Origin of the sequence: Blautia sp. CAG:257 (assembly GCF_000433815.1) — a bacterium.
Lineage (GTDB): Bacteria > Bacillota > Clostridia > Lachnospirales > Lachnospiraceae > Blautia_A > Blautia_A caecimuris.
Map to the genome: position 1 here is coordinate 8,492 of NZ_HF999120.1, position 15,193 is coordinate 23,684.

Annotated in this window: 15 protein-coding genes and 1 pseudogene; all 16 read left to right on the forward strand. The window is 41.1% G+C overall.

Annotated elements, in window-relative coordinates:
• A partial coding sequence (locus tag QVP40_RS13160) for an amino acid ABC transporter ATP-binding/permease protein (RefSeq protein WP_288200587.1) occupies window positions 1–1,278 on the forward strand: 1,278 nt, incomplete at its 5' end.
• A 368-nt stretch (window positions 1,279–1,646) separates the two neighbouring features.
• Complete coding sequence (locus tag QVP40_RS13165) at window positions 1,647–2,915, forward strand: L-cysteine desulfidase family protein (RefSeq protein ID WP_022068844.1); 1,269 nt, start codon at window positions 1,647–1,649, stop codon at window positions 2,913–2,915.
• 42 nt (window positions 2,916–2,957) lie between these two features.
• A complete protein-coding gene (locus QVP40_RS13170; protein ID WP_022068845.1) occupies window positions 2,958–4,148 on the forward strand; it encodes an ABC transporter substrate-binding protein in 1,191 nt (396 codons plus the stop codon).
• A 13-nt stretch (window positions 4,149–4,161) separates the two neighbouring features.
• The gene (locus QVP40_RS13175) at window positions 4,162–5,037 is read left to right on the forward strand and encodes a branched-chain amino acid ABC transporter permease (RefSeq protein WP_022068846.1); all 876 of its coding nucleotides are present in this window, start codon (window positions 4,162–4,164) and stop codon (window positions 5,035–5,037) included.
• A 3-nt stretch (window positions 5,038–5,040) separates the two neighbouring features.
• Complete coding sequence (locus QVP40_RS13180) at window positions 5,041–6,102, forward strand: branched-chain amino acid ABC transporter permease (RefSeq protein ID WP_022068847.1); 1,062 nt, start codon at window positions 5,041–5,043, stop codon at window positions 6,100–6,102.
• A 4-nt stretch (window positions 6,103–6,106) separates the two neighbouring features.
• Entirely contained in the window at window positions 6,107–6,898 is a 792-nt protein-coding gene (locus tag QVP40_RS13185; protein WP_022068848.1) for an ABC transporter ATP-binding protein, read from the forward strand.
• Window positions 6,882–7,367: pseudogene (locus QVP40_RS13190) on the forward strand (ABC transporter ATP-binding protein); the annotation flags it as partial. The gene QVP40_RS13185 and the pseudogene QVP40_RS13190, both read left to right, overlap by 17 nt.
• Window positions 7,368–7,610: 243 nt before the next feature.
• On the forward strand, window positions 7,611–8,597 hold the full coding sequence (dhaK, locus tag QVP40_RS13195; protein ID WP_022068850.1) for a dihydroxyacetone kinase subunit DhaK: 987 nt from the start codon (window positions 7,611–7,613) through the stop codon (window positions 8,595–8,597).
• Between the two features lie 12 nt (window positions 8,598–8,609).
• Complete coding sequence (dhaL, locus tag QVP40_RS13200; RefSeq protein ID WP_022068851.1) at window positions 8,610–9,257, forward strand: dihydroxyacetone kinase subunit DhaL; 648 nt, start codon at window positions 8,610–8,612, stop codon at window positions 9,255–9,257.
• Window positions 9,258–9,306: 49 nt separating this feature from the next.
• Window positions 9,307–9,783, forward strand: coding sequence for an L-2-amino-thiazoline-4-carboxylic acid hydrolase (locus QVP40_RS13205; RefSeq protein ID WP_022068852.1), 477 nt, complete (start codon window positions 9,307–9,309; stop codon window positions 9,781–9,783).
• An 84-nt stretch (window positions 9,784–9,867) separates the two neighbouring features.
• Window positions 9,868–10,368 carry a GAF domain-containing protein gene (locus QVP40_RS13210; protein ID WP_022068853.1) on the forward strand — a complete coding sequence of 167 codons (501 nt, stop codon included), beginning with the start codon at window positions 9,868–9,870 and terminating at the stop codon, window positions 10,366–10,368.
• Window positions 10,323–11,516, forward strand: a complete 1,194-nt coding sequence (locus QVP40_RS13215) for a sigma 54-interacting transcriptional regulator (RefSeq protein WP_022068854.1) — start codon at window positions 10,323–10,325, stop codon at window positions 11,514–11,516. The genes QVP40_RS13210 and QVP40_RS13215 overlap by 46 nt, the downstream gene beginning before the upstream one ends.
• A 335-nt stretch (window positions 11,517–11,851) precedes the next feature.
• Complete coding sequence (locus tag QVP40_RS13220) at window positions 11,852–12,598, forward strand: SDR family NAD(P)-dependent oxidoreductase (protein ID WP_022068855.1); 747 nt, start codon at window positions 11,852–11,854, stop codon at window positions 12,596–12,598.
• A 98-nt stretch (window positions 12,599–12,696) separates the two neighbouring features.
• Complete coding sequence (locus QVP40_RS13225; RefSeq protein ID WP_022068856.1) at window positions 12,697–13,014, forward strand: rhodanese-like domain-containing protein; 318 nt, start codon at window positions 12,697–12,699, stop codon at window positions 13,012–13,014.
• A 1-nt stretch (window position 13,015) separates the two neighbouring features.
• Window positions 13,016–14,713: an FAD-dependent oxidoreductase gene (locus QVP40_RS13230; protein WP_022068857.1), complete on the forward strand. Its 1,698-nt coding sequence runs from the start codon at window positions 13,016–13,018 to the stop codon at window positions 14,711–14,713.
• 27 nt (window positions 14,714–14,740) lie between these two features.
• Window positions 14,741–15,073 (forward strand): MmcQ/YjbR family DNA-binding protein, encoded by a 333-nt coding sequence (locus tag QVP40_RS13235; protein WP_138270917.1) that lies wholly within the window; start codon window positions 14,741–14,743, stop codon window positions 15,071–15,073.
• Window positions 15,074–15,193: the final 120 nt, after the last annotated feature.

The following is a 15,193-nucleotide window of genomic DNA, read 5'->3' on the forward strand; positions in this document are numbered from 1 at the left end:
GTTCTTACCTCTTTTATGATGGTACTTTTTATAGGAAGCTATCATGTGGGAGCGGGGATTTTTGCGCTGTGCGCTTATCTGATTGTGGGTATTTTCATTCCTCTGTGGAACGGGAGAAGAGGGGGAAATACCGGAATGGAGTTCCGCGCGAAATTCGGTGAGTTGAACAGCTATGTGCTGGATTCCCTCAGAGGACTGGATGAGACAATACAGTATGGTCAGGGTAAAAATCGTGAAAGACAGATGGAAGAAAAGTCTGCGGAGCTGATTAAAAAACAGAAAAAACTAAGCCGCATGGAGGGCGGGCAGAGATCTGTCACAAATCTGGTGATTCTTCTGGCATCCTTTGGAATGTTGTTTTTTATGTTGTATCTTTATGGAAAACAGTCGGCAGAGCTTGACGGAGTGGTTATCTGCACCATAGCCATGATGGGCTCCTTTGGTCCGGTGATAGCGCTTTCAAACCTGTCCAATAATCTGAATCAGACGCTGGCAAGCGGAGAACGGGTACTGTCCGTTCTGGAAGAAAAACCTCAGGTAGAAGAAATTTATGAGGGAGAAAAGAACCTTCACGAATTGAAGAAAGAACAGGAAAACACTTCCCATAAGGGTTCTGCGCAGATGCTATTTGCCGGGGCAGAAGCGTCCCATGTAACCTTTTCCTATGAGGAAGAAGAAATTCTCAGAGATTATTCTGTTAAAATTCCGGCCGGTAAAATTGTGGGAATACATGGAGCCAGTGGAAGTGGTAAATCTACACTTCTGAAGCTTCTGATGAGGTTCTGGGATGCAGATTCAGGTGAGGTTTCTGTAAACGGAGCCAATGTGCGCGGGATTCCCACATGCAGTCTGAGAGATACGGAAAGCTATGTAACACAGGAAACACATTTATTTCATGATTCCATAGCAAATAATATTGCAGTGGGAAAACCCGGCGCCTCCAGACAGGAAATTATGGAAGCTGCAAAAAAAGCGTCGGTTCATGATTTTATTATGAGCCTTCCCAAAGGCTATGATACAGAGGTCGGAGAGCTGGGCGACACACTTTCCGGAGGTGAAAAACAGAGGATAGGAATAGCCAGGGCCTTTCTCCATGACGCACCTTTTATCCTTATGGATGAACCAACCTCAAACCTGGATTCACTGAATGAAGGCATTATTTTGAAATCGCTTCGTGAAGAGGCAGATAAAAAGACAGTGGTTCTTGTTTCACACAGGAAATCTACCATGAACGTGGCGGATGTGGTGTATGAAATGGAGAACGGGAGAGTATCGTAGAAGATGATTATATTATGTAAATTATAAAATTTTGTGTAAAAAGGATGTGGATTTTTCCACATCCTTTTTATATATCTGAAAAATATATTATATAAGAGATTACCGAAAAAAATTCGGGTAATAGAAATAAAGTATATGTTTTTAGTGTGGATTTGATAATGCAAAATAAATTGCCAGAAAATAATTGCGTGTTTCAAAATGGAACATATGATGAGAAAAAGTGTACTGATTGAACAAAATATGTGTATATTGCATATTTAGTTAATGTAAAATATGCTGAAAATAGTGCAATATGCATAAAAGTGTTGAAAAGAGATATATACTATCATATAATTTTAGACATAAGGAAGCGGACAGAGGTGTGAAAAATGGAACAGAGAATACGACGAAATATGATATGTGTTTTAAAAGGGGAACTTGTAAAAGCATTGGGATGTACAGAACCAATTGCCATTGCATATGTATCAGCAAAAGCAAGAGAAATTCTTGGAAAAATGCCAGAAAAAATTGTGATTGGATGCAGCGGAAATATTATAAAGAATGCAAAAAGCGTTGTAGTTCCAATGACAGGATCTTTAAAAGGAATTGAAGCGGCTGCTGTTACGGGTGCGGTTGGAGGTCATTCCAACAAGGAACTGGAGGTTCTTACAGATGTTACCGAGCAAGAATTAGAGACAGTTAGAAAGTTGCTTGATGAGAAAATGTGTACAGTAAAATGTTTGGATACTACGGAAAAATTACACATTATTGAAACGGTTTATGCGGGAGAGGACGTAGTTCAGGTAGAGCTTATCCGAAACCATTTGGGGATTATAAAGATTACAAAAAATGGAAAGGTATTATTTGAAGATAAACCTCAAGAAGAAAAAGACGAAATTGATTATACATGTTTAAATGTAAAAAATATTCTTGATTTTGCGAATACGATTTCTGTTGAAGAAGTACAAGGTCTTATTGAGGAACAGATCCGATGTAATACAGAAATTTCCCAAAAGGGACTTAATGAAAAGTATGGCGCAAATATTGGTAAGATGCTGTTAGCTCATTACGGAGATGATGTAAAAGTACGAGCAAAGGCAAAAGCTGCAGCCGGTTCTGATGCAAGAATGAGTGGCTGTGAGTTGCCGGTGGTTGTTAATTCGGGAAGCGGAAATCAGGGAATGACAGTTTCACTTCCAGTTATTGAGTATGCAGAATATTTAAAGGCAGATCATGAAAAATTGATTCGTGCGCTTATTTTGAGCAATTTGATTGCAATTTATCAGAAATACAGGATTGGGCGTTTATCTGCATATTGTGGGGCTGTAAGCGCAGCAGCTGGTGCTGGAGCAGGGATTACATATCTCTATGGCGGAGATGAAAAGCAGATTTCGGATACAATTGTGAACACTCTTGCAAATGTATCTGGCATTATTTGCGATGGAGCCAGCGCTTCCTGTGCAGCAAAGATTGCTTCTAGCGTGGATGCAGCGATTATGGGAAGTATTTTGGCACGTGAAAAAACAGTATTTGAGACCGGAGATGGAATTGTAAAAGATAATCTTCAGAAGACGATAGATGGGGTAGTGGAACTGGCTCGTGATGGAATGAAAGAGACAGATGAAGTGATTCTCCATATTATGGTCGATGAAAGATAAATCAAGTGTAACCTAGAAAAATTTATAAAAAGGAGAAACGGGATGAAAAAAAGAATTTTCAGTGTTGTATTGGCTGGAACAGTCGTGTTTGGTGGGTTATTAACTGGCTGTGGGGAAACAGAAAAGAAAGCAGAAAATACGGCGACAGAAGAAAGGGCATTAAAGGAAAAAGAAACAAGCTCTGAGGATACGATCAAAATTGCAGTTGCCGGACCTATGACAGGCGATAACTCTGAGTACGGAATCGGATTTAACAATGCGGCTACCATGATGGCAGAGCAGTGGAATGAGAAAGGCGGAGTGCTTGACAAAGAGATTGAAATCATTGCATATGATGACAAAAACACTTCTGAGGAAGCGACAACTATCGCGCAGAAGATTGTTTCTGACAAAGAAGCGGCAGGAGTAATCGGACATTTTGCATCTGGCGTATGTATGACAGCAGCTCCTATTTATCAGGAAAACGGAATTATTGAGATTTCCCCGTCTTCTTCACATCCGGATTATGCAGGAATCGGAGACTATATTTTCAGAAATAATACTATTATTTCCAAAGAGGCAGAAGCCAGCGTGGATATTGCAGTTAATGATCTTGGAAAGAAAAATATCGGAATCATTTCTATTATGACTGACTGGGGAACAAATACTTCTCAGCTTATTAAAGAAATGATTGAAAGTGATGAGAGCCTTGGAGCAACAGTTGTGGCACATGAGGAAGTAATGGAAGGTTCTGACGATTATACACCGGCTATCACAAAACTTAACGAGGCAGGAGCAGACGTGATTATCTGCTGTGGAATGTACAATCTGGTAGCTCCTGTAGCAAAACAGGCAAAACAGATCAATCCGGATGTGGCAATTGTAGGATTTTCCAATGCTTACAGCCAGCAGCTGATCGAGTTAGGCGGAGAAGCAGTAGAGGGCGTATGTTTCCCGGTTATCTTCTTCTCTGAATCTGATGATCCTGAAGTAAAAGAGTATGTAGATACATTTACAGAAAAATATGGCGCAGCTCCGTCTGCTCTGACATCTCAGGCATATGATTCTGTCGGACTTTTATTAACAGCAATTGAAAAAGCCGGAACAACTGATTCAGAAAAAGTAAAAGACGCTCTGTACGAAATTGAGTATGAGGGTGTAACCGGACATACAAAATTTGATGAAAACGGTGATGTTGACAAAGAATTTGTAAAAGTAACAATTAAGGACGGAAAATTTGTAAAAATGGACTGAGAAAGGACTGAATATGTTAGCACAGCAAATATTTAATGGTTTGGCATTAGGAATGGGATATGCGCTGATTGCAGTTGGATATTCGTTGGTATTCGGTATTTTAAGGCTGGTCAATTTCTCTCACGGAGCAATTTATGCTTTTGGCGCTGAAATGGCAATGGTTTTCATCGGACTGAATTTTGGCATCGTTCCGGGTATTATTGCCAGCATGATTGTTACAGGTCTCCTTGGCATTGCAATTGATAAGGTGGCTCTGGAACCTCTCAGAAAGAAACATTCCATGCCGATAGCATCTTTGATTACGACTATTGGCATATCAAATATCATAACCAATCTTCTGATTGTTTTTCTGGGATCAGAAAAGAGAAACTTCCCGCAGTTATTCAATTCTGGTTCTGTAAAAATCGGTTCTGTTGTGATCTCCTCCACACAGATCATGATGTGCGTAGTATCACTGATCCTGATGGGCGTCCTGGTATTTATTGTTTATAAAACAAAGATCGGACTTGCGATGCGTGCAAGTGAACAGAATGCAAAGGCAGCAAATCTGATGGGAATCAACGTAAACTTTGTTATTTCCTTTACCTTCTTCCTGGCAGGAATGTCAGCGACCATTGCCGGAGCATTAGTAGGCGGATACTATCAGATCGTATATCCAAACATGGGATTTATGGCAGGATTAAAAGCTTTTGCAGCAGCCGTCCTTGGAGGAATCGGAAGCTTGCCGGGAGCGCTTTTGGGCGGACTGATCGTCGGAGTTTCAGAAAGTATGGCAGCATCATTTATAGGCTCTACATACAGGGATTCTATTGCATTTGTTATTCTGATCATTGTTCTTATAGTAAGACCGCATGGTTTATTTGGACGGAAAGGTATTACAAAGGTGTAAAGAATGAGTAAGACAGGAAAGAAAACGAATTTTGTGCATACGATGGAAACCTTTGTAGAGGGAAAAAAGAAAATCCTGCTGATTCTTCTGGCTGTTTTTCTGATAGCGCTTCCATATATGCTGAATAGTCAATATCTGGTTACAGTTGCTGTAAAAATTGGATCTTATACACTTCTGGCGCTTGGTCTGAATGTGCTGACAGGATATACAGGTCTGGTTTCTCTGGGACATGCAGGATTTGTCGCAATAGGAGCATACACATCATCATTATGTGCCGTTAAGCTGGGAATGAATTTCTTTGCTTCCATGATTCTGGGAATGGTAGTGGCAGGTCTGGCAGGAGTGCTGCTCGGATTACCTACCATGCGTGTAACAGGAACTTATTTATCTATTATTACATTGGGATTTGGCGAGATTATAAAAATGATCGCCATGAACTGGGCGTCTGTTACCAATGGTACTCTGGGAGTAAAAAATATCCCCAGACCCTCTGTTTTTGGCTATGACCTTACAATTGCAAACAACGGACTCTACTACCTTATGCTGGTGCTTGTCCTTGTTACAACGCTGTTCTGTATTGCGGTTGTAAAATCAAAGACAGGAAGGGCATTTCAGGCAATCCGCGCAGATGAGCTGGCAAGTACAATGATGGGAATCAACATTACATCCTATAAAATTCTGTCATTTGTGATTTCTGCATGTATCTGTGCTCTGGGAGGCGCGCTGTATGCTTCCCTTATCGGATATATTGATCCGAATACTTTTAACTTTGATGTATCTACATTGATTTTAAGTATTGTTATTTTAGGCGGAATGGGAACGATCCGGGGCATGTTTGTAGGAGCCGCTATTCTGATCGCATTCCCGGAAGTCTCAAGATTTTTGATGGAATACAGATTTGTATTGTATGGTGTAATACTTGTCTTAATGATGCGATTCAGACCGCAGGGTATTATGGGATGGAAGTCCACAATGCCTTATCGACTGTCAAAAAATGTGAAGGAACAAGTTGAAAAAATGGACAAAAACGCACCTTTGAATTTATTGAATGAAACAAAGGGGTGAAGAAATGGCAGAAAAAGAAGTTTTACTGAAAGTAGATAATATCACAAAACGCTTTGGCGGTATTGTAGCGGTAGATCATGTAAGCTGTACAGTAAGAAAAGGTGAAGTAGTCAGTATCATAGGTCCGAACGGCGCCGGAAAAACGACTGTTTTTAATATGCTGACAGGCGTTTATGAGGTGGATGAAGGCGAAATCATATTTAATGGAAATCCTATTCATAATAAAGATCCAAAAGAAATTGTGGCGGCAGGTATTTCCAGAACCTTCCAGAATATCCGACTGTTTTCAGACCTGAGAGTTATAGAAAACGTATTGATTGGCGCGCACATTAAGACAAAGTATAATTTCTTCCAGTCTGTTTTCCGAACCAAAAAGTTCAGAGAGGAAGAGGACAGAAAGACAGCAGAGGCAATCCAGCTGCTGAAATCAATCGGTCTTGACTACAGAAGAGACGATTATGCCTCCAATCTTCCTTATGGTGAGCAGAGAAAGCTGGAGATTACAAGGGCCATTGCCACGGGCGCGCAGCTGATCCTTCTGGATGAGCCGGCAGCAGGAATGAATCCTCAGGAATCCGCAGAATTGATGGAATTCATTAATAAGTTAAAGAATCAGGGTTATACCATTCTGATGATTGAGCATGACATGAGCGTTGTTATGAACGTATCTGACAGGATTTATGTGATCGATCATGGAAAACCCATTGCAGAGGGACTTCCTGAAGAAATTGCAAATAATCCGAAAGTAATAGAAGCATATCTTGGAGGGGTTCAAAATGATGCTGAAGATCAATGATTTGAATACATATTATGGTGCGATTCATGCTCTCAAGGGAATTGACATGGAAGTGGACGAAGGTGAAATTGTTTCTCTGATCGGCAGTAATGGAGCCGGAAAGACTACGCTTCTGAATACGATTACAGGGGTTGCAAAAGCCGCAAAGGGGACCGTAGTCTTTAAGGGCAAAGATATTACAAATATACCTTCTTATGCAATGACGAAACTGAAAATCAGTATTTCTCCTGAAGGAAGGGAAGTTTTTCCTGAACTGACGGTAGAAGAAAATCTTCGGTTAGGAGCTTATATTGTAAAGGATAAGGGAGCAATCAGTGCGGGATATGATCGTGTGTACGATCTGTTCCCCAGATTAAAGGAAAGATACAGACAGCAGGCAGGAACCCTGTCAGGAGGAGAGCAGCAGATGCTGGCAGTAGGAAGGGCGTTAATGTCCAGTCCGGAGCTGCTCCTTCTGGATGAGCCTTCCCTTGGTCTTGCGCCGAATTTTGTCCTCATGATCTTTGACATGATCAGAGAGATTAACAAACAGGGCGTCACTATCCTGCTGATCGAACAGAACGCCAATATGGCGCTGTCTGCTTCCGACAGAGCGTACGTTCTGGAAAACGGAAAAGTGACAATGAGTGGAGAAGCAAAGAAAATTGCTTCAGATCCTAAAATTAAAAAAGCATATTTAGGATTGGGATAATCTGACAGAAAGGAATCGATTATGAAAAAAATTATTAATAATCCGGCAGATGTTGTAAAAGAAGCGTTACAGGGAATGCAGGCTGCCTATGAGGGAACATTAGATTATACACCGGGCGCGGAGGTTATTTCCAGACACGAAAAAGGCGATAAGGTTGCTGTTATTTCAGGCGGCGGAGCGGGACATGAGCCTCTTCACGCAGGCTTTGTCGGAAAAGGTATGCTGGATGCAGCAGTTTCAGGAAATGTATTTTCTTCTCCAAGTCCGGACAGGATCGGGGCTGCCATTGAAAAAATGGAAGCCGGGAAAGGCGTACTTCTTGTAATCAAAAACTACTCCGGCGATGTTATGAACTTTGGCCTGGCAGCGGATCTGGCAGAGGCAGATGATATTGAAGTGGAAACGGTTGTTGTCAAAGATGACGTTGCAGTTCCGGACAGCACTTATTCTACAGGAAGAAGAGGCATTGCAGGTACTGTATTTGTACATAAAATTGCAGGTGCAAAAGCAGAGGAGGGCGCTTCTCTTGCTGAAGTAAAGGCTGCGGCAGAACACGCAATCCAGAATATCAGAAGTATGGGAATGGCGATGTCTCCATGTATTCTTCCGGCAGTTGGAAAACCTGGTTTTGTTCTTGCAGATGATGAAATCGAGATTGGAATGGGTATCCATGGAGAACCTGGAGTAGAGCGGACAAAAGTAAAAACAGCAAAAGAAGTGGCAGAGATTTTACTGGATAAAATTCTGGCAGACTATGATTATTCCGACAGTGAAGTGGCAGTTCTCGTAAATGGTCTGGGCGGAACTCCTTTAATGGAATTATATATCCTGAATAAAGAAGTAAAAGAGCTTCTGGATTCCAAAGGAATCAAAATTTACAAGACACTGGTAGGAAATTATACTACTGCATTAGACATGACAGGATGTTCTCTGACCCTGATGAAGCTTGACGATGAATTAAAAAGACTGCTGGATGCACCATGTGATACACCGGCATTAAAATGGTAAAGGAGAAAGAAAATGGCATTTGAGATGACAGCTGCAGATTATGCAGAATACATAAAAAAAGCATATGCGCTTATTCATGAAAACGGCGATTATGTAACAGAACTTGACCTGGCTACCGGTGATGGGGATCACTGGTCCAATATTAATATGGGATTTGAAAAGCTGGTGGAAAACAGTGAAAAACTGGCGGGAATGTCTGTCAGTGACGAGCTGAAGGAAATCGGAAAAATTATGATGGCTGTGATCGGCGGTTCATCAGGCGTTTTATATGGAAGCGCATACCTGGCAGCAGCCAAAAGTGTGAAAGGTAAAGAGGTTCTTGGAAAACAGGAACTCTGTGATGTTCTGGAAGCGATGCTTAACGCCATCGTCAGCAGAGGACAGGCGCAGGAAGGCTTTAAGACAATGATCGACAGTCTTGCACCGGCAGTAAAGGAATACAAAAAGTGTCTGGAAGAAGATGCAGATGATAAGACTTTATGTGAGCGTGTTAAAAAAGCGGCGGTAGACGGTGCAGAAAATACAAAAAATATGGAAGCAGTGCGCGGGCGTGCTACTTATCAGGCAAACAAAGGTGTAGGACATCTGGATCCGGGAGCCGTTACCATGTCTTACCAGATTTCTGTACTGATGGACTGCGTGATGGAGAAGCTTGCATAAAAAAGCTTTTACATTTATAAAAAATTATTATAAAATGGAGGAATGAAAGATGATTAAAAACAATGCAGAAGACAGAGGACAGCACATTGAGGATCTGAGAAACGCATTCGAGCACAGAGCAACATGGATGTATTTAATGTACAAAGAAGCGAAAAAACAGGGTCTCAGCGATGAGTTTGCTCATGAGGCGATCAGAGAATGCGGACGTTTCCATGGCGAGACAAAATATACTCACACAGATGATTTCAGTGTGTTCCATAAAGAATTTATTAATGATAACGTAAAGGGCGTATTCCAGATGGAAGATACCTGTGAAGATGGAAAATTAAGCGTGGATTTCCATTACTGTCCGTTAGTTGCAGCATGGAAAAAGCTTGGCGCTACTGATGAAGAGTGCGCTGTACTTTGCGATATCGCGATGGATGGAGACAGAGGAATCTGTGAAAAAATGAACTTTGATTTCTACCTTGGAAAGACAATCGCAAAAGGCGATGATATCTGCGAAGTAAGAATCACAAAGAAATAAATTCTTAAAATAACTACGTCAGGTCTTTATATTGTTTGAGTAATCAAATAATATAAAGGCCTGTTTTGTTTAAGGAGACATCATATGCGTACAATGTTGGGGAAAATCAGGAATTTTGTGGATAATTTTGCAGAAGTTATTTCAGATGTGCTGGATACAGATGTAATTATAACGGATTCTAATATGAACATAGTGGGAAGTGCATTTCGGTATTTTTCGCTTTATAATGATATAAAAATAGGAACGTTGCTAGCAGATGTTCTGGTGAATAATCACAATCTGGTAATTCGGAATAAAGCTCAGACAGAAGGCTGCAGAAAATGCAGAGACTATAAAAAATGTAAAATGAAAGGTTTTGTTGGAGTCCCTATTCATTACGGAAACCAGACCTTGGGAGCAATAGCTTTGATTCTTCCAAGTTCCAAGGTGAAAGCTTTATTTGAAAATATAGATTCTACAGTTGTTTTTATGGAAAGAATGGCTGAACTTGTTGCTAATAGGATTCATTATCAGATGGAAAAGAAGGTTTTATCAAAAAAATGGCAGAATTTGAATCAATTCTTGACCTTATGGATGAAGCGCTAGTCCATACTGATATATACGGCAATGTGATTTATTTTAATAAAAAATTCGAGCAGGATTTTGGAGCTAATAAAGAACTGATAGGTGAAAATATTACTTATGTATATCCGGAATTAAAGGAACAGTACGAAAAAGAAAATAATTTTAAGGATTTTAAGATTTGTATACAAAATGCCAGATGCAGTTTTTATGGAATTGTAAACAGTAAACGGGTTTATCAGACAGAAGAAGAATATACAGTTATCCTATGTTTCCAACCATATAAAAATATTTATAAATCATCCAAGATTTTTATGCCGGGAACACAAGTTACATTTCAATGGCTCAGAAAATTTTGCGATGTGGAAACACTGGCACTTGCGGAATATTATGCAGAACGGGATGAGCCAGTTCTGATCTGCGGATGCGATGATACCTTAAATGAAATGTTGGGAAAAGCAATTTATAATCAGTCGCCAAGAAGGTTAGAGGAAGTAGAGGTTCTTCACATCAGAAATTCTTATAGAAATCTTCTGAATTCATATTTAAGTGTAGAAACTGGAGTTTTAAGGAAATTACAAAATGGAACTATTATCATCATGCAACCGGAAAAAATTCCGATGTACATTCAGGAATATTTGTTTAATCTTATTGAAAAAAAGAAAGCATCTAACAATAAAAAGGGGATTGATCTGGATATTCGATTTATTTTCTGTACGACATCCGATCTTGAAGGGCTTGTAAAAGAAAAAAAGTTCAATGAAAAACTATATCGTGTCATTTCAAAAAACAGAATCAATATGACAAAAACACTTCATGAAGACTTTGGGGTGTTTTACAGATATATACAGAGTGGTCTGGAATATTACAGTACTATTTATAAAAAAGATATCGTGGAATTAAGTATTGATAAACAGAAAGAGATATGGAGAAAGTGCAGAGAAAATCTATTGTCTGATCTGGAAATGATGATTGAACGGATTGCAAAAAATGAAGAGTATTTATTAGAAGAAAAGGAAATAGAAAATCCGGAAAAGTCCATTAGCGAATTGGAAAAAATGCAACTTCAAAAGTTGATGAAAGATGGATACAGTAAACAGGAGATAGCAAAAATTATGAACATTTCCAGAACTACTTTATATAGACATTTAAAAGAATATGGACTTCAATAAAATATATTAGAAAACAGATTTTATCAGGAGATTTCCATGGATTTCGGTTTATTATTGAGGTAGAAAATTTGGCTGAAAAGGAAATAGAGTTTTTGGCACTTCTGGTATTTTTGTGGATGATATTCGTAATGCTTCTAGCAGCAACAGTATTGGTAGTATTCACGGTTGCATAAATGAATCGAATTTATGAGGTTACTATTTTAATCAGTCATTTAAAAAGATTTTATTATTACGAAAGCATTCGGATATATCCTGAAAGTAATGGTGACATTATCACAGACAGGATATTTCCAAAAGAGTATGATACGTACATAAACAACAGGGAGGTATCCTATATGAGGTTAAAAGATAAAGTAGCAATTATCACAGGCGGAAGCAGAGGGATCGGATATGCCACAGCAGATGCCTTTTTGAGAGAGGGCGCTACAGTGATTCTGGCTGCAAGTTCCAGGGAATCTGCAGATAAAGCAGTGGAAAGCCTGAGGGGAAAATATCCGGACAGGGTTATTGCCGGCATCAGTCCGGATCTCAGCAGTCTGGAAAGTGTGAGAAATGAATTCAGGGAAGCAACATCCAAATATGGATGCGTGGATATTCTTGTAAACAATGCAGGGGTATCGGAGAGTACTCCGTTTACAGAGTATACAGAGGAAGCCTTTGACAAAGTAATGGATCTGAATGTAAAAGGTGTGTTTAATGCCACCAGAGCTGCTTCTGAGTGCATGATTGCAAGAGGCAGCGGTGTAATTCTGAGTACTTCATCTATGGTCAGTCTTTACGGACAGCCAAGCGGGATCGCTTATCCGGCTTCTAAATTTGCAGTGAACGGACTGACGGTTTCTCTGGCAAGGGAGCTTGGGCCAAAGGGAATCCGCGTCAATGCAGTGGCGCCGGGAATTACGGAAACAGATATGATGAAGGCTGTGCCAAAGAGCGTGATCGAGCCTATGATCGCACAGATTCCCCTTCGAAGGCTGGGACAGCCGGAAGATATTGCCAATGCATTTGTGTTTCTTGCATCAGATGAGGCCTCTTATATTACAGGCGTAGTGTTAAGCGTGGATGGAATGGCGCGAACCTGACCGGAGCAATATAAGAGTAAAAACGTATCAGTATAAACAGATGAGCAGGCCGAAAGGCAGATCAGATAAATTATTGCAGGAAAGATGGAGGAAACAGAATGGGATTATTTGATTTCTTTAAAGGACCGGATTTTAATGAAGGAATTGAGACTTACAAAAACACAAAGGATGCAGTTCTTCTTGATGTAAGAACTCAGGAGGAATATCTGGAGGGAAGAGTTCCGGGAAGCTGGAATATTCCTCTTCAGGAAATTCAGAAGGTGGAAAGGCTGATCGATAAGGCCGCGCCGCTTTTTGTATATTGTTTAAGCGGAGCAAGAAGCCGTATGGCAGTGGCGCAGCTTCAGCAGATGGGATATGCAAAGGTTACAAATCTTGGAGGTATTAACAGCTACCGGGGAAAGGTGGAAAGATAAAATGAAGGTTGTTATCATCGGAGGCGTTGCAGGAGGAGCCACTGCAGCAGCAAGAATCAGAAGGCTGGACGAAAAGGCAGAGATCATTGTTTTTGAAAAGTCAGGTTATGTTTCCTATGCAAACTGCGGACTTCCCTACTATATTGGCGGTGTGATCCAGAATAAGGAAGAACTGACTCTTCAGACCCCGGAAAGCTTCTGGAAGCGCTTCCAGATCACCATGAAGGTGCGGCATGAGGTGACAGGGATTTTTCCTGAGAGAAAAACAGTTGCAGTAAAAAATCTGGATACAGGGGAAAGTTTTGAGGAGGTTTATGATAAACTTCTTATTTCCACTGGAGCAAAACCGGTATGGCCGAAGCTTCCCGGAACAGATCTGGACAATCTTTTTACCCTTCGTACAGTAGAAGATACTCTGAAAATCCGGGAGTTTGTGGAGAAAAAACAGCCAAAGTCGGCAGTGCTTGCCGGAGGCGGATATATTGGCCTGGAGCTTGCGGAAAATCTCCGGGAGCTGGGACTGGACGTTACCATAGTCCAGAGACCAAAGCAGCTTATGAACCCTCTTGACGGAGATATGGCAGCTTTTGTACATGCAAAAATGAGAAGCAGGGGTGTAAAGCTGATGCTTGGCCATACAGTGGAAGGCTTTGAAAAAGGCGAGAAGGGAACCCGCGTGCTTCTGAAGGACGAGCAGCCTCTGGAGGCAGATATGGTGATCCTTGCGATCGGCGTTGCGCCGGATTCTCACCTTGCAAAAGAGGCGGGATTGGAGCTTGGTATCAAAGGAAGCATTGTGGTAAACGATCGTATGGAAACCTCTGCGCCGGATATTTTTGCAGCAGGCGATGCTGTGGAAGTAAAGCATTACATTACAGGGGAAAAAGCTCTGATCTCCCTTGCAGGTCCGGCAAATAAGCAGGGCCGCATTGCAGCAGACAATATCTGTGGAGGAGACAGCCGCTATCCCGGTTCACTGGGATCTTCAGTGATCAAGGTTTTTGACATGACCGCAGCTTCCGCCGGAATTAACGAGCGCACTGCCAAACAGACAGGAATTGACTATGATAAGGTTTATCTGTCCCCTGCCAGCCATGCCTCCTACTATCCGGGCGGAAAAGTCATGACCATGAAAGTGATTTTTGAGAAGAAAACATATAAGCTGCTGGGTGCGCAGATCATAGGCTATGACGGTGTGGACAAGAGGATTGATGTGCTCGCAACTGCCATGTATGCAGGCATCACAGCCCTTCAGCTGAAGGAACTGGATCTGTCTTACGCGCCTCCGTATTCTTCCGCGAAAGATCCTGTAAATATGGCAGGCTTTATGATCGAGAATATTGCAGAGGGAAGACTGAAGCAGTTTTTTACAGAGGAGGTGGAAAATCTTCCGAGGGACGGAAGTGTGATTCTTCTGGATGCAAGAACCCCGGGAGAGTATGCAAGAGGACATATTGAGGGATTTATCAATATTCCGGTAGATGAGCTTCGTGACAGACTTTCGGAACTGGATAAAAAGAAAAAAGTATACATTATTTGCCAGAGCGGCCTGAGAAGCTATATTGCATACCGGATTCTGGCTCAGGAAGGCTTTGACTGCAGGAATTTTTCCGGCGGGTTCCGGCTGTACGAGACAGTTACAGGAGACCGCATGGCAGCTGGGGAGGCGCTGCCCTGTGGGATGGAAATAAACAGATAGGTGGTCCAAATGGAAGATTTTTCAGGGATGACAACACGGGAAGAAATTTTAAAATATGGAATGACATTTCCCGAGGTGTATCAGGATACGCCGTTTCATGATCCTAACTGGATACTTGTAAGGTATAAGAAAAATAAAAAAGCTTTTCTCTGGACATACGAGTATCAGGGGCAGATGCGGATCAATGTCAAGGTGGATCCGGAATGGAGAGATTTCTGGAGAAATACTTATAATTCCGTGATTCCCGGATATCATCAGAATAAAGAACATTGGAATACCGTGATTTTAGACGGAAGTATTCCGGATCAGGACATAAAACGAATGATTGCAGAAAGTTATGATCTGATTATCGGGAAATAACAAAATATCTGAAATTTTATAATTGAGAATGGGTGGCCCGGCTTATTGTTTATGCGACATGATTTCCGGCGCTGCTCATTCTTTTCTTGAGTTTCCGCAAAATGTAATTTAAACATAAAT

Coding starts and splice junctions, on each gene's coding strand:
- dhaK (WP_022068850.1), top strand. CDS start 7,611: ATGAAAAAAATTATTAATAATCCGGCAGATGTTGTAAAAGAAGCGTTA.
- QVP40_RS13180 (WP_022068847.1), top strand. CDS start 5,041: ATGAGTAAGACAGGAAAGAAAACGAATTTTGTGCATACGATGGAAACC.
- QVP40_RS13170 (WP_022068845.1), top strand. CDS start 2,958: ATGAAAAAAAGAATTTTCAGTGTTGTATTGGCTGGAACAGTCGTGTTT.
- dhaL (WP_022068851.1), top strand. CDS start 8,610: ATGGCATTTGAGATGACAGCTGCAGATTATGCAGAATACATAAAAAAA.
- QVP40_RS13205 (WP_022068852.1), top strand. CDS start 9,307: ATGATTAAAAACAATGCAGAAGACAGAGGACAGCACATTGAGGATCTG.
- QVP40_RS13165 (WP_022068844.1), top strand. CDS start 1,647: ATGGAACAGAGAATACGACGAAATATGATATGTGTTTTAAAAGGGGAA.
- QVP40_RS13215 (WP_022068854.1), top strand. CDS start 10,323: ATGGCAGAATTTGAATCAATTCTTGACCTTATGGATGAAGCGCTAGTC.
- QVP40_RS13175 (WP_022068846.1), top strand. CDS start 4,162: ATGTTAGCACAGCAAATATTTAATGGTTTGGCATTAGGAATGGGATAT.
- QVP40_RS13185 (WP_022068848.1), top strand. CDS start 6,107: ATGGCAGAAAAAGAAGTTTTACTGAAAGTAGATAATATCACAAAACGC.
- QVP40_RS13225 (WP_022068856.1), top strand. CDS start 12,697: ATGGGATTATTTGATTTCTTTAAAGGACCGGATTTTAATGAAGGAATT.
- QVP40_RS13230 (WP_022068857.1), top strand. CDS start 13,016: ATGAAGGTTGTTATCATCGGAGGCGTTGCAGGAGGAGCCACTGCAGCA.
- QVP40_RS13210 (WP_022068853.1), top strand. CDS start 9,868: ATGCGTACAATGTTGGGGAAAATCAGGAATTTTGTGGATAATTTTGCA.
- QVP40_RS13220 (WP_022068855.1), top strand. CDS start 11,852: ATGAGGTTAAAAGATAAAGTAGCAATTATCACAGGCGGAAGCAGAGGG.
- QVP40_RS13235 (WP_138270917.1), top strand. CDS start 14,741: ATGACAACACGGGAAGAAATTTTAAAATATGGAATGACATTTCCCGAG.